General features: G+C 67.5%; 13 protein-coding genes and 1 tRNA gene. 9 read left to right on the forward strand and 5 right to left on the reverse strand.

The window, feature by feature from the left end; all coding sequences use genetic code 11:
• The first annotated feature begins 66 nt into the window (after nucleotides 1-66).
• The 3 genes from DACI_RS07655 to DACI_RS07665 are packed head-to-tail and all read left to right on the forward strand — an operon-like array spanning nucleotide 67 to nucleotide 3,849.
• Nucleotides 67-1,578 (forward strand): di-heme oxidoreductase family protein, encoded by a 1,512-nt coding sequence (locus DACI_RS07655; protein ID WP_012203456.1) that lies wholly within the window; start codon nucleotides 67-69, stop codon nucleotides 1,576-1,578.
• A complete protein-coding gene (locus tag DACI_RS07660) occupies nucleotides 1,578-2,663 on the forward strand; it encodes an imelysin family protein (RefSeq protein WP_012203457.1) in 1,086 nt (361 codons plus the stop codon). The genes DACI_RS07655 and DACI_RS07660 overlap by 1 nt, the downstream gene beginning before the upstream one ends.
• Entirely contained in the window at nucleotides 2,647-3,849 is a 1,203-nt protein-coding gene (locus tag DACI_RS07665; RefSeq protein WP_012203458.1) for a DUF1513 domain-containing protein, read from the forward strand. Before DACI_RS07660 ends, DACI_RS07665 begins: the two co-directional genes overlap by 17 nt.
• A gap of 94 nt (nucleotides 3,850-3,943) precedes the next feature.
• Here the strand turns inward: DACI_RS07665 and DACI_RS07670 are convergent.
• From DACI_RS07670 to DACI_RS07690, 5 genes are all read right to left on the reverse strand, one after another.
• Nucleotides 3,944-4,020, reverse strand: a tRNA-Met gene (locus DACI_RS07670).
• Nucleotides 4,021-4,149: 129 nt separating this feature from the next.
• Nucleotides 4,150-4,929 carry an enoyl-CoA hydratase gene (locus tag DACI_RS07675; RefSeq protein WP_012203459.1) on the reverse strand — a complete coding sequence of 260 codons (780 nt, stop codon included), beginning with the start codon at nucleotides 4,927-4,929 and terminating at the stop codon, nucleotides 4,150-4,152.
• Between the two features lie 74 nt (nucleotides 4,930-5,003).
• Nucleotides 5,004-6,929 (reverse strand): M61 family metallopeptidase, encoded by a 1,926-nt coding sequence (locus DACI_RS07680; RefSeq protein WP_012203460.1) that lies wholly within the window; start codon nucleotides 6,927-6,929, stop codon nucleotides 5,004-5,006.
• A 129-nt stretch (nucleotides 6,930-7,058) separates the two neighbouring features.
• Nucleotides 7,059-7,775, reverse strand: a complete 717-nt coding sequence (locus DACI_RS07685; protein WP_034390564.1) for a DsbC family protein — start codon at nucleotides 7,773-7,775, stop codon at nucleotides 7,059-7,061.
• Between the two features lie 146 nt (nucleotides 7,776-7,921).
• On the reverse strand, nucleotides 7,922-9,067 hold the full coding sequence (locus DACI_RS07690; protein ID WP_170962085.1) for an FAD-dependent monooxygenase: 1,146 nt from the start codon (nucleotides 9,065-9,067) through the stop codon (nucleotides 7,922-7,924).
• Nucleotides 9,068-9,240: 173 nt separating this feature from the next.
• Between DACI_RS07690 and DACI_RS07695 the strand changes: the two genes are divergently transcribed.
• The 6 genes from DACI_RS07695 (at nucleotide 9,241) to DACI_RS07720 (ending at nucleotide 13,440) form a co-directional block, all read left to right on the forward strand.
• The gene (locus DACI_RS07695; protein WP_012203463.1) at nucleotides 9,241-10,107 is read left to right on the forward strand and encodes an MOSC domain-containing protein; all 867 of its coding nucleotides are present in this window, start codon (nucleotides 9,241-9,243) and stop codon (nucleotides 10,105-10,107) included.
• A gap of 69 nt (nucleotides 10,108-10,176) precedes the next feature.
• Entirely contained in the window at nucleotides 10,177-11,271 is a 1,095-nt protein-coding gene (gene ychF / locus DACI_RS07700; RefSeq protein WP_012203464.1) for a redox-regulated ATPase YchF, read from the forward strand.
• A gap of 222 nt (nucleotides 11,272-11,493) precedes the next feature.
• The gene (locus DACI_RS07705; protein WP_043780869.1) at nucleotides 11,494-11,883 is read left to right on the forward strand and encodes a type II toxin-antitoxin system RelE/ParE family toxin; all 390 of its coding nucleotides are present in this window, start codon (nucleotides 11,494-11,496) and stop codon (nucleotides 11,881-11,883) included.
• Nucleotides 11,861-12,178: a helix-turn-helix domain-containing protein gene (locus DACI_RS07710; RefSeq protein ID WP_012203466.1), complete on the forward strand. Its 318-nt coding sequence runs from the start codon at nucleotides 11,861-11,863 to the stop codon at nucleotides 12,176-12,178. The genes DACI_RS07705 and DACI_RS07710 overlap by 23 nt, the downstream gene beginning before the upstream one ends.
• Before the next feature lie 33 nt (nucleotides 12,179-12,211).
• A complete protein-coding gene (locus tag DACI_RS07715; protein ID WP_012203467.1) occupies nucleotides 12,212-12,556 on the forward strand; it encodes a CbrC family protein in 345 nt (114 codons plus the stop codon).
• A 5-nt stretch (nucleotides 12,557-12,561) separates the two neighbouring features.
• Entirely contained in the window at nucleotides 12,562-13,440 is an 879-nt protein-coding gene (locus tag DACI_RS07720; RefSeq protein ID WP_012203468.1) for an SMI1/KNR4 family protein, read from the forward strand.
• Nucleotides 13,441-13,545 lie beyond the last annotated feature (105 nt).

Here is a 13,545-nt window from a genome sequence, read left to right on the forward strand (position 1 = left end):
ATGTGCCAAGGCCGCCGCCCCCGAAAGGGTTCGGCGGCCCTGGCTTTTCCAGGGACGTCCCCACCCATGAATCTCTCCCCATCGCTGCTGGTCGCTGCTTCCCTGGTCCTGATGGGCTGCTCGGCCCAACAGCAGGACACGGTGGCTGCCGCGCCAGCGCGCGCGCCAGCACCGCAGCCTGCTCCCGATCCAGCTCCCGATCCAGCTCTTTTGTTCGCGGCACCCGGCGAGCCCCTGCCCCCGGGTGGCCAGACCACGGTCCACGCCACGGGCCGCAACGCCTTCTCGCTGCCCGCCGCCAACCTGGAGGATGCAGAGCGCACGCGCTTCGTCATCGGCAACTCCTTCTTCAAGCGCAACTGGGTGCAGGCGCCGGCCTCCACCACGGCGCGCGATGGCCTGGGCCCGCACTTCCTGGCGCGCTCCTGCGGCGGCTGCCATGTGCAGGACGGCCGTGCCCAGCCGCCCGACTTCCACAACCCGCTCAAGCCCCAGCCCTTCGCGGGCCTGCTCATGCGGCTGTCCATTCCGGGCGAAGGCCCGCACGGCAGCCCGGTGCCGGACCCGGTCTATGGTGACCAGTTCAACACCGAGGGCGTGCTGGGCGTCAAGGGCGAGGGCCAGCTGCGCATCCGCTACGAACAGGTGCATGGCCGCTTTGCCGACGGCACGGCCTACACGCTGGAAAAGCCGGTCTACGAGCTGGCTGCGCTCAACTACGGCCCCCTGGCCGCCAACCTGATGACCAGCCCGCGCATTGCGCCCCAGGTCATCGGCCTGGGCCTGCTGGAGCACATCCCGGAGTCCGAGATCCTGGCCAACGCTGCCGCCCAGGCGGCCCTGGGCGGCCCCATCAAGGGCCAGCCCAACTATGTCTGGGATGCCTACGGCGAACGCATGATGCTGGGCCGCTTCGGCTGGAAGGCCAACGTGGCCTCCATTGCCCACCAGACGGCCTCGGCCTTCCTGGGCGATATCGGCATCACATCGAAGCGTTTCCCGCACCAGACCTGCACTCCCGCACAAAAGGACTGCCTGGCCGCGCCCAACGGCAACGGCGCCGAGGGCGTGGAGATCGAGGACCGCGTGCTGGACGACGTGATCTTCTACCAGGCCACGCTGGCGCCGCCTGCACGGCGCAACGCCAGCGACCCGGCCGTGCGCCGTGGCGAGGCACTGTTCCACCAGGCCCAGTGTGCGCAGTGCCACCGGCCCTCGTACAAGACGGGTGGGGAGCTGTTTCCCGCGCTGTCGCCGGCACTCAGCAGCAAGGGGTTGTCGGGCCAGACCATTGCGCCCTACACCGACCTGCTGCTGCACGACATGGGCGATGCGCTGGCCGATGGCCGGCCCGACTTCAAGGCCTCAGGCCGCCAGTGGCGCACGCCGCCGCTGTGGGGCATAGGCCTGCTGCCCGATGTCAACAACCACCAGCGCCTGCTGCACGACGGCCGTGCGCGCGGCGTGCTCGAAGCCATCCTCTGGCACGGCGGCGAGGCCGAAGCCGCGCGCGAACAGGTGCGCCAGCTCAGCGCCGAAGACCGTGAAGCCCTGGTCAAATTTGTGGAGTCCCTCTGATGCAAGACATGCGCATGACCCCTCGCCAAATCCTTTGTGCCGCCGCGCTGGCGCTGCTGGCCGCCGCCCCTGTCCATGCCCAGGAAGTGGATGCCAACATGGCCATTCCCTTCTACAACACGGCCCACGCCGTGCAGGGGCTGTACGGCCAATGGTTCTCGCCCCAGGCCAAGGCCGCGCAGGCATCCGCCCAGGCGCTGAGCCAGGCGCTGCGCGCGCACTGCACGGCACCTGCGGGATCGGCTGCCGCCACGCTGCAGACGGCGCGCCAGGCCTATGTGCAATCGTCGCGACAGTGGAGCAGCCTCTCGGCCGTGGCCCTGGGGCCGCTGGTGGAGCGCCGCTCGGCACGTCTGGTGGACTTCCGCCCCATGCGCCCGGCCCTGCTCAAGAAGGCCATACAGTCGGCCCCCGCCGATCTGGCTGCCATGGAGCGCATCGGCGCACCCGCCAAGGGATACCCGGCGCTCGAGAACCTGCTGTGGACCCAGCCCGTGGAGCCGCAGACGCCGGCCTGCGCCTATGCCACCCTGGTGGCGGAGGAAATCGGCGCCGAGATGGGCATCCTCAGCAACGGCTTTGCCAAGCTCGCGGCCCAGGATTGGTCCGAGGACGGCGATGCCACCACCGAAGCCATGGCCGAGTTCATCAACCAGTGGGTGGGCGGCCTGGAGCGCCTGCGCTGGGCGGACATGGAAAAGCCTTTGCGCAGTGCGGGCAGTGCGGGCAGCAAACCGCCCGCCTGGGAGCATCTCGCCAGCGGCAGCACGCTGGAGATCTGGCGCGCGCACTGGCAGGGCCTGCGCACGCTGGCCGTGAGCGTGGACCGCAAGGTGCCCCAGCCCGGCGTGGACATCGTGCCCATCGAGTCCTACCTGCGCGGCCGTGGCCTCAACCCGCTGGCCGACCGCTGGCTCAAGGCCGTCAACGAGGCCGATGCCGGCATGCGCGCCCTGACCGAGCCGAGCGCCAAGGCCGTCGATGCCGCCACCAAGCCGCTGTCGCGCCTCAAGCGCCTCATGGAAGGCGAGGTGGCGCCTGCGCTGGAAGTCAACATCGGGTTCTCGGATGCCGACGGGGATTGAGCAGGCGCTGAATCGCCGCCGCTGGCTGCAGGGCATGGGGCTGCTGGCTGCCATGCCGCTGGCAACCTCCCATGCGGCCAGGCCGTCTGGACCGGCACGGTCGCTGGCTGCGGCCTGGATGCAGGGCGAGCAGATGCGTGTCGGCATCGTGCAGGCCAGTGCGCAGGTGGACAGGCCGCTGCAGGTGCTGCAGGCCCTGGACGTGCCCACGCGCGCCCATGGCATGGCCGCGCTGCGCGACGGCTCTGTGGTCTTCGCCAGCCGCCGCCCCGGTGACTGGCTGGTGCGCCTGAAGCCGGGACAGGCCGCCGAGGATGCGCAGTGGCAGTGGATCGAGCCCGACCGCTTCTTCAACGGCCATGTCATCGAAAGCGCCGATGGCCGCCATCTCTACACCACCGAGACCGATCTGGAAGATGCCCAGGGCCTGATCGGCGTGCGCGATGCCATCACCTTGGAGAAGATCGCCGAATGGCGCACGGGCGGCATGGATCCGCACCAGCTGCTGCTGGACGCCGACGGCACGCTGATGGTCGCCAATGGCGGCATTCCCACGCAGTCCGAAACCGGCCGGCGCAAGCTGCAGCTGGACCACATGGATTCGTCCATCGCGCGGCTGTTGCCGGCCGAAGGCGGCGCCCGTGCCGGCCTGTGGAAGCTGGACGACAACCGCCTGAGCCTGCGCCACTTGGCCTGGGGCCCGCAGGTCGCCCACGCGCCCGCACGCCGCTGGCTGGGCATTGCGCTGCAGGCCGAGCACCGCGACACCGAAGCGCGCGCCGCCGCGCCCGTGCTGGCCCTGTTCGATGGCCACCGTTTGCATGCCGTGCCCCTGCCCGAAGGGCGCGAGCCCCTGGCCGGCTATGGCGGAGACATAGGCTGCGACGGCCAGCTCTTTGCCGTCAGCTGCCCGCGCGTGAACACCGTCACCTGGTGGCAGGTGCCCGACAGCGGCCAGGCCAGTGGCCGCTGGCTGCGCGGCGATGCCATGCCGGGCGTGTACTGCGTGGCCAATGCAAGCGTCTCGCTGGATGCCAAGGGCCGGCCCCTGCCTGCCGAGCCCGCGCTGTGGATGGGCGGCGCACGCCAGGCCCAATTGCGCCAGCGCGGCCAGGTGCTGCGCACGGTGCCGGTGCCTGGAATGGCGCTGGACAACCACTGGATCGGGTTGGAGCGCGGCAGCTAGCAGCCGGAGGCGGCGCCGCAAGCGGCGCGCTCTGGCGGAGTGCAGCGCCAACGGAAAAAGGGTCTACGTTTGCACGTAGACCCTTTTCTTTGTTTGGTGGCGCTTCACGGATTCGAACCGCGGACCTGTGGATTATGATTCCATCGCTCTAACCGACTGAGCTAAAGCGCCGTAAGACCTAAATTATATGCAGAATTTTCGGCCCATCCGGCAAGTTGTGCAAATTTCTCGAAATTTCTTTGCGAGAGGCTTGCTGCGCCTTGCCGGAAGACGCGCATTGTAGCGCGACTTTCAGCCCGCTCAGAGATGCTTGAAGCTGGCGGGACGCTTGTTGACGAAGGCGTCCATGCCTTCCTTCTGGTCCTGCGTGGCGAACAGCGCGTGGAACAGGCGGCGCTCGAACATGACGCCGTCGGCCAGCGAGCCCTCGAAGGCACGGTTCACCGATTCCTTGGCCGCCATGACGGCGATCTGCGAGAAGCCGCTGATGATGATGGCGGCGCCCAGGGCTTCGTCCATGAGCTTGTCGAAGGGCACGACACGGCTGACCAGGCCGGCGCGCTCGGCCTCGGTGGCGTCCATCATGCGGGCCGTGAGGGCCATGTCCATGGCCTTGGACTTGCCCACGGCGCGCGGCAGGCGCTGCGTGCCGCCGGCGCCGGGGATCACGCCCAGCTTGATTTCCGGCTGGCCGAACTTCGCGTTGTCGGCGGCGATGATGAAGTCGCACATCATGGCCAGCTCGCAGCCGCCGCCGAGGGCAAAGCCGCTGACGGCGGCGATCACGGGCTTGCGGATGGAGCGGATGGCTTCCCAGTTGCGCGTGATGTAGTCGCCCTTGTAGGCGTCGGCAAAGCTGTACTTGGCCATGGCGCCGATGTCGGCGCCAGCCGCGAAGGCTTTCTCGCTGCCGGTGATGATCATGCAGCCGATGGCCTCATCGGCATCGAAGGCCTGCAGGGCCTGGCCCAGCTCGTCCATGAGCTGGTCGTTGAGCGCGTTGAGCTGCTTGGGGCGGTTGAGCGTGATGATGCCGACCTTGTCGGCTTCGACGCGAACTTCAATCATTTCATAGGCCAAGGGAGTCTCCTGCTGGGGTTGTCGTCGTGATCCTCAAGAATAACCGGCCGGCGGCGCGGGGCGGCATGCGCCGTTCAGGGCGTGGCAGGCGCCTGCGCGCTGCCCGTGTGCCCGGCCAGCCAGCGTCCAGCGGTCTCCTCGTCCGTGATTTCCAGTCCGAGATTGCTGGGGGCGGGCGCCGCCAGGGTGCCGGATGTGGCAGCTTTTGCATCGCCGTTGTCCGTTTTCTCCACCATGGCGGCGGCCTCGGACAGCAGGCCCGAGCCCCAGGGCAGGGTCAAGGCCAGGATCTGCCGGTCGCGGGCCACCCAGGCGACGATGTCCAGGGCCGTGCCTGCATAAAGAGCTACGTCGTCCAGCCGGGTGATGCGCCAGCGCGCGGGCTGTGAATCCTCGGCGCCGGTGGGCAGCTCGATGGCCAGCCATTCGTCGCCCGCCATGAAGCCTGCGCGCTCGGCCAGGCTGCCGCGCAGCACGGTCTTGATGGTGATGCCTTGGCTTTCCTGCACGCGCAGGCCCAGGCGCTGGGCAGTCTGCGCCGGTTCGGCCTTGGCCTGCACGCCGTGCGCGGCCAGCAGTTCGGCCAGCGGCAGGTCGTCGGTGCCGTGCACCCATTGCGTGATTTCGGGCGCGAAGCTGCGCCCGCCCAGGTCCTGCAGCACGGCCAGCACGTCGGCCTCGCGCATGGGACCGCCCTGGCAGCGCTGCCACAGCGCGCGCATCACGTCGTCCAGCGTGCTGCGGCCTTCGCGGCGCAGTTGCAGGTCCAGGGCCAGCGCGACAAGGCAGCCCTTGGTGTAGTAGCTGACGGTCTGGTTGGGCGTGTTCTCGTCCTGGCGGTAGTACTTGACCCAGGCGTCATAGCTGGCCTGGGCCACGGACTGCAGGTGTCGGCCCGGCGTCTGCAGCACCTGGTTGATGGTGCGCGTGATGAGCTTGAGGTACTGGGCGTTGTCGATCAGGCCGGCGCGGCGCAGCAGCAGGTCGTCGTAGTAGCTGGTGAAGCCTTCGAAGAACCACAGCAGCTCGGTGTAGTTCTCCTGCCCGTAGTCGTAGCGTGCGAATTCGGCCGGGCGCAGGCGCTTGACGTTCCAGGTGTGGAAGTACTCGTGGCTGATCAGGCCCAGCAAGGTGGTGTAGCCCTCGGCGGCCTTGCGCTCGCCCACGCGCGGCAGGTCGCGCCGGCCGCAGATCAGGGCCGTGGAATTGCGGTGCTCCAGGCCCCCATAGCCGTCATCGACCACGTTGAGCATGAACACGTAGCGCTGCATGGGCGCGGGCGTGGCCTGCTCGCCCGTACCGTGCCAGAAGGCCAGCACGGTCTCGCAGATCCTGCGTGCATCGGCAATCAGGCGCGCGCCGTCGAAGCTGGGCGCGGCGCCCGCCACGATGAAGCTGTGCGGCACGCCCGCGGCCACGAAGTCGCCGCGCCAGAAGCTGCCCATCTCCACGGGGCAGTCCACCAATTCGTCGTAGTGGGCGGCGCGGTACAGGCCCCAGCCGCGCGCATCGGTGTCCACGGCGTCCAGGCCGGTCGCCACCTGCCACGATGCGGTGGCGTCCGACGCAAGCAGCTGCAGCGTGTGCGGCCTGTCTTCCTGGCCGTGCACGCGCAGGCACAGGCTGGTGCCGTTGAAAAAGCCGCGGCGGCGGTCCAGCCAGGCCGTGCGGACCGAGCTGTCATAGGCGCAGAACTGGTAGTGGAGCACCAGCGGCACGCCGGCTGCGCAATCGGCCTGCCAGAGGTTCTTGCCCTGCTGGGTCAGCGTGACGGGGCGGCCGTCCTGCTCGGCAGACAGGCCCTGGAGGTTCTTGGAGAATTCCCGCACCAGATAGCTGCCGGGAATCCAGACCGGCAGCGACAGGGTCTGGCCAGCGGCCGGGCGGGCGATGTGCAGTTGCACGCTGAACAGGTGCGCGTCCACATCAAGGGCCTGCACGCGGTAGTGGATGTCCGCTGCGGCAGTGGCAGCGGCGGTGGCGGCGAGGGGAGAGGTCATTCGGGCTCCTGCAGGTGTGGCCTGGAGGCTGCCCGGGCCCGCTGCGGCGGGCTGGAGCCGGGAAGCTCCGGCCGAGGGGATCAGGTGGGCGGGCCCGGCGTCCATGGCGCCGGGCCCGCCCGGTGGCGGTCAGCGCGCGGCTGCGGCTGCGGCCAGGTTCTTCTCGACTTCCTGGGCGCTGATGGCGCCAGGCACTCGGGTGTTGTTGGTGAAGATGACGGTGGGCGTTCCCGTGATCTTGTACTTGCGGCCAAAGGCCAGGTTGCGCTGCACGGCCGAGGTGTCGCACTGGGCGGCGGCCGGCACCTTGTCGCGCAGCATGTGGTCGGCCCATGCACCGGCCTGGTCCTTGGCGCACCAGATGTTGCGCGACTTCTCGGCCGAGTCGGGGCTCAGGATGGGGTACAGGAACAGGTAGATGGTGACGTTGTCCACAGTCTGCAGGTCGCGCTCGAAACGCTTGCAGTAGCCGCAGTTGGGATCTTCGAACACGGCCATCTTGCGCTCGCCCTTGCCGTGGACGATGGTCACGGCGTCCTTGAGCGGCAGCTGCTTGAAGTCCACCGCCGTCAGCTGGTTCATGCGGTCTTCGGTGAGATTGCGGCGCGCCTTGGTGTCGATCAGCTCGCCCTGGATCAGGTAGTTGCCCTTGGCGTCCGTGTAGAACAGGTCCGTGCCGATGCGCACTTCGAACAGGCCGGACATGGGCGTGGGACGGATTTCGTCGATCTTTTCCAGCTGGGGAATGCGCTCGGTCAGCGTCTTGCGCAGGTTGGCGTCCTGGGCATGGACACCGAGGCTCCAGGTCAGGCTGGCGGCCGTCAGCAGGCAGGCGAAGAGTTTCATGGCAATGCGGTGGGTGGGCGGGGCCGCGTTCAGGCCGGCCGCGCCGTGGTTGAGGGGGATTGCGCGGCGCGGGGCGCCACGGAGCAGGGGTACGAGTCGCAAAACGGCAAAGGGTTCAACGGCACGGGATCGGCTTGGCTCCAGGCTCAGGCGCCGCTGCGCGGGTCCAGGCCCATGGCCTGGCGCGCCATCCAGTCCTTGAGCGGGCCGAAGCGCTCGAAGCCCTTCATGCCCCAGTTGCGCAGCATCTGCACCGGAACCTCGGAGCGGCTGAACAGCTGCTGCAGCCCGTCCATGGCCAGGCCCATGGGCGCCAGCGCGGCCTTGCGCTCGCGTTCATAGCGGCGCAGCAGGCGCAGATCGCCGGTGCTGCGCCAGTAGCCGCGCTCCTGCAGCACGCGTGCCAGCGCCTGCACATCGCCCAGGCCCAGGTTCAGGCCCTGGCCTGCCAGCGGGTGCACGTTGTGGGCGGCGTCGCCCACCAGCACCCAGCTGCGGGCCGAGCGTGCATCGCCGTCGGGCATGGAGCCGCACCAGTGGTCGGCCACGGCCTGCTGCAGCGGCCAGGCCATGCGCGGTGCGCTCAGCTCCAGCCGCCCCAGCGCGCCCTGGCTGATGGCTTCCAGCCGCGCGGTGAAATCCTGTGTGTCGGCGGCCAGCCAGCCGTCGGCCAGCTCGCGGGCGATGGACCAGACCACGGCCACGCTGTGGCCTTGCGGGCCGTCCAGCGGCAGCAGGGCCAGGATGCCTTCGGGCGTGAACCACTGTCGCGCCACCTGTCCATGCGGCAGCTCGCAGTGCAGCCGGGTGGCGATGGCGTGCTGTGCATAGGGCGTGACGGCGAAGTCCACGCCGAACTCGCTGCGCGTGCGGCTGGCGCGGCCCTCGCAGATGGCCGTCAGCGGCGCGGCCACGGGCTGCTCCACCACCTCGACCATGGGCTGGTAGCGCACGGCCTCGGCCAGGCGCTGCTCCAGCGCGGGCACATCGACGATCCAGGTCAGGGCCTCGACATCCTGGCTGGCTGCGTCGAACAGCACATGGCCGTCCAGGTCGCCAAAGACTTCCATTTGCGTCACGGGCGTGGCGTGCTGGTCATCGGGCCAGCAACGCAGGCTGTCCAGCAGGCCGCGTGCGCTGGCATTGAGCGCGTAGGCGCGCACATCGGGCGCGTTGCCTGTCGGCGCGGCCACCACCAGGGCCACGCGCAGCCGTTCCCGGGCCAGCAGGAGAGCCAGGGTCCGGCCTGCAATGCCGGCCCCGCGTATACATACATCAAAGGTTTGCGCCATGGCCGGCATTGTAGGAGTCCGGGCCATGCCGGGGATTCCAACTGGCGCAAACTCCGGCATTGGCATGACCTGCCGCAGCCTGCGTCGCCATCTGGCATATTGCCGCCCATCGCGTGGCGCCATTCGTGCCCCGGGTGCCCCGGCACCCCAGATTCCCCCAAAAGAGATATCCGATGTCTGACCAAGAACGAGACGTGCAGGGCCGCATTGCCCAGTTGTGGGTCTATCCCGTCAAATCCTGCGCGGGCATTACGCTGCAAAAGACGCAGGTCGGCGCTACCGGCCTGGCCTGGGACCGCCACTGGATGGTGGTCGATGCGCAGGGCGAATTCCTGACCCAGCGCGACCATCCGCGCATGGCCTGGATACGCCCCGAGCTGGAGGCCGGGCACCTGGTGCTGCACTTTCCCCAGCAGCCGCCGCTGCGCATCGCGCTGCAGGCCACGGGGCCGGAGCGCCGGGCGCGCGTCTGGTCGGACTGGGTGCAGGCCTGGGACATGGGCCCCGAAGCCGCCCGCTGGCTGACGCAGGCCCTGGGCACGGACTGCTCCCTGGTGCGCTTCGACCCGGCGGCGCCGCGCCGCACCAGCGCGCGCTGGACCGGGGGCGAGGCCGCACCTGTGCACTTCGCGGACGGCTATCCGCTGCTGGTACTGAGCCAGGCGGCCGTGGATGAACTCAACCAGCGCCTGCAGGCGGCCGGCCACGCCGCGGTGGACGCACGGCGCTTTCGCCCCAACATCGTGATCGAAGGCCTGGAGGCCCATGACGAGGACCGGGTCGACGGGCTCGACGTGCTCGATGCCCAGGGCCTGCGGCTGCGCATGGCCAAGCCCTGCACACGCTGCCCCATTCCCGACATCGACCCCGTCACGGCCGTGCAGGGCACCGCCGTGGGTGATGCCATCCGTACCTACCGCCAGGACGACCGTGTCGATGGCGCCATCACCTTCGGCATGAATGCCGTGCTGGAAGGTCTGCACGACGGAGCCGAACTGGTCGTTGGCCAGTCCGTGGCCGGCGACTGGCAGTTCGCCTGAAACGACAGGAAATGCCCGGTTGACTAAAATACGGGGTTTGTCCCCAGAATCCCTGTAGAAAGCCCTGCCATGAGCCTCAAATGCGGCATCGTGGGCCTGCCCAATGTGGGCAAGTCCACTCTCTTCAACGCGCTGACGAAGGCCGGCATCGCCGCCGAGAACTATCCCTTCTGCACCATCGAGCCGAACACCGGCGTGGTGGAAGTGCCCGATCCGCGCCTGCAGAAGCTGGCCGACATCATCACGCCCGAGCGCATCGTCCCGGCCATCGTCGAATTCGTGGACATCGCGGGCCTGGTGGCCGGCGCCTCCAAGGGTGAAGGCCTGGGCAACCAGTTCCTGGCCCACATCCGCGAGACCGACGCCATCGTCAACGTGGTGCGCTGCTTCGAAGACCCGAACGTCATCCACGTGGCCAACAAGGTGGACCCCATCGCCGACATCGAGGTCATCCAGACCGAGCTGTGCCTGGCCGACCTGGCCACCGTCGAGAAGGCGCTGAACCGCTACAGCAAGGCCGCCAAGTCGGGCAACGACAAGGAAGCCGCCAAGGTGGTGGCGCTGCTGACCCCCATCCAGGCTGCCCTGGACCAGGGCAAGCCCGCACGCACGGTGCCCGTCTCCAAGGAAGACGCGCCCCTGCTCAAGCAGTTCTGCCTGATCACCGCCAAGCCCGCCATGTTCGTGGGCAACGTCAGCGAAGACGGCTTCGAGAACAACCCGCTGCTCGACAGCCTCAAGGCCTATGCCGAGGCGCAGGGCGCTCCCGTCGTGGCCATCTGCGCCAAGATCGAAGCCGAAATGGCCGAGATGAGCGACGAGGACCGCGACATGTTCCTGCAGGAACTGGGCCTGGAAGAACCGGGCCTGAACCGCCTGATCCGCGCCGGCTTCGGCCTGCTGGGCCTGCAGACCTACTTCACGGCCGGCGTCAAGGAAGTGCGCGCCTGGACCATCAAGGTCGGCGACACCGCCCCCCAGGCCGCAGGCGTCATCCACGGCGACTTCGAGCGCGGCTTCATCCGCGCCCAGACCATCGCCTTCGACGACTTCATCGCCTTCAAGGGCGAGCAGGGCGCCAAGGACGCGGGCAAGATGCGCGCCGAAGGCAAGGAATATGTCGTCAAGGATGGCGACGTGATGAACTTCCTGTTCAACGTGTGATAGCTGCTGTCATGGTTCTCACCTGCTCGCGTTGTTTCATGATGGTTCGCGCAAGATGAGCTGAAGGCAATCGATCAGGTGCTGTCTGACGGCGCTTCGTGTAACAACATGAAGCGCCGTTTTTCATGGTGACGTACTTGTGCCGTTGTCAGATATGGCGGCCTGCTGAGGTGTTTGATGTATCACACTGGGTGTGATATAAATCCATGTGGAGGGTACGGCATGCGCATTTTCAAGAATGCTTGGTTCGCGCGGTATGCCCGCAAGCAGGACATATCGGACAAGTCGATGGTGCAGGCCATAGAGCGGGCTGAGCAGGGCTTGATCGACGCCGACCTGGGCGGTGGCGTCATCAAGCAGCGTGTGGCGCGTCCTGGGCAGGGCAAGTCGGGCGGGTTTCGTACCGTCGTTCTATACCGCACGGCGGAACGAGCGTTCTTCGTCTATGGGTTCGCCAAGAGTGACCGCGACAACATTGACAAGGACGATGAAGCGCAGTTCAGGAAGGCCGCAGGCCATGTGCTGGGCTTGTCAGAGGAGCAACTGACCGTGTTGATCGGCAACGGGCATTTTTCAGAGGTACATGATCATGACAAAGAAATACCGAAGTGATGCTTCTGCAGCCATCCATGAAACCATGGAAGCACTGCACAGCGTTGGCGCCATCGATAGGCAGACCATGCGCGAGTTCGATGCGGCCTGCCTGACGCCTGTGGTGCCCATGCCTCCCGAACGCATCCGGGCCTTGCGCGAGCGCGAACATCTGTCCCAGCCTGTTTTTGCGCTCTATCTGAATGTGAGCAAGAACCTGGTCTCTGACTGGGAACGTGGCGTCAAGAAGCCCGGTGGCCCTGCCTTGCGCTTGCTGACGGTTGTGGAAAAGAGCGGCATCCAAGCGATTGCCTGAGTGGGATGAACCGCGCTTGTGCGCGGCTTTTTCATGCCTGGAACCGATATCGAAGGCGTGTCGCCTGATCCGGCAGACCCCGAGCCCACCATCGCCAGGGAACTGCTGCTGGAGATCGCGCAGCGCACGCCCGGCTACAGGGCCTGGCAGCAGCCTGTGTGGCTCACGCACTGCAACACGCCCTGTGTCTTCCTGGGTCACGCCGACAGGCAGGCCGTCGAGCCTTTCCTCGCTGAAGTCCTGCCCGACATCGAAGGCAGCTACAGGAACGATGCGCAGTGGATGCTGGAGCGCATGTCCACGGACGGCATGATTTCCGGCTGCCTTTTCCAGTGCGTGCATTGTGGCCGGCATCGGCTGCATATGGACGTGGGATGAATCCAATGACCACCTACGCCAACCTCTCCACCCAGACCGACATTGTGCTGCCGCCGCTGTTGAGCGACCTCCTGGCATCGGGAAAGACCGTCTACGGTCCGGATTGGGCTGCCACCTGGCGCCAGCGCTGCCTGCAGGACCCGCCCTTGTTCATGAGTTGGCAGGACTTCGAATGGATAGACGCCGAAGCCAGCCGGGAAATCATCGAGGGCTGGCTTCATCCTGGCGCACAGAACGGCCGGAGCTTTCTGCCATTCGCCCAGTCGGGCGCCGGCGATGCCTGGTGCCTGACGCCGCTGGACACGCATGGCGTGGGCGTGGCGCTGGTGTTGCACGATGACGAGGCCAGCAGTGTTTCGCACGCCTGCTTCGATGACTTTGTCTGCGCGGGATTTCTGCAGGCCTTTGCGGACCTGAGCGATCAGCTGGATGACTTCTCGCAGCCGGAGGCTTTGCAACTGTTGCGGGCCGATGTCGCGCAGGCCGCGCGCTTCATGACGCAGGAGTTGGGTGACTATCTGCAGGATTTCTGCCGGCGCCCCTTGGAGATCAGGCCTTGGCGCGACGGGCCCCGAGCGCGTGTTCGCCAGGTGGCTTCATTGATTTCACAGGATGAATTGGCGGTCGAACTGGGCCGGCTGCCTGCCGTGGACCTTTCCTTTCCCGTCGTGGCGCGCTGGGAGGTGCGTTCGGTGGAGGAGGGAGGCGCGCGGCATGGCCTTGCGCCAGAGCCCGCAAAGATCGACTGGCGCACCCTCGCCGCCGATCCCCTGCAGAAGATGGCGGCCATCAGGGCCTGCCAGAGCGAGCATGGCTGCAGCCTGGGACAGGCCAAGGCCATGGTGGACCAGTACATCGGCGGCAGTGTGAACGCGCAAGCCTGACCGGGGGCAGACCGGCGCCTTCAACCCACCATAGTCATCCATCCCGCCAACCGACCGCCTCCACCCTCCAGTTCCGCAGCCCCTCCCATCCGTGCCGAACTCTTC

This window comes from Delftia acidovorans SPH-1, assembly GCF_000018665.1.
Lineage (GTDB): Bacteria > Pseudomonadota > Gammaproteobacteria > Burkholderiales > Burkholderiaceae_C > Comamonas > Comamonas acidovorans.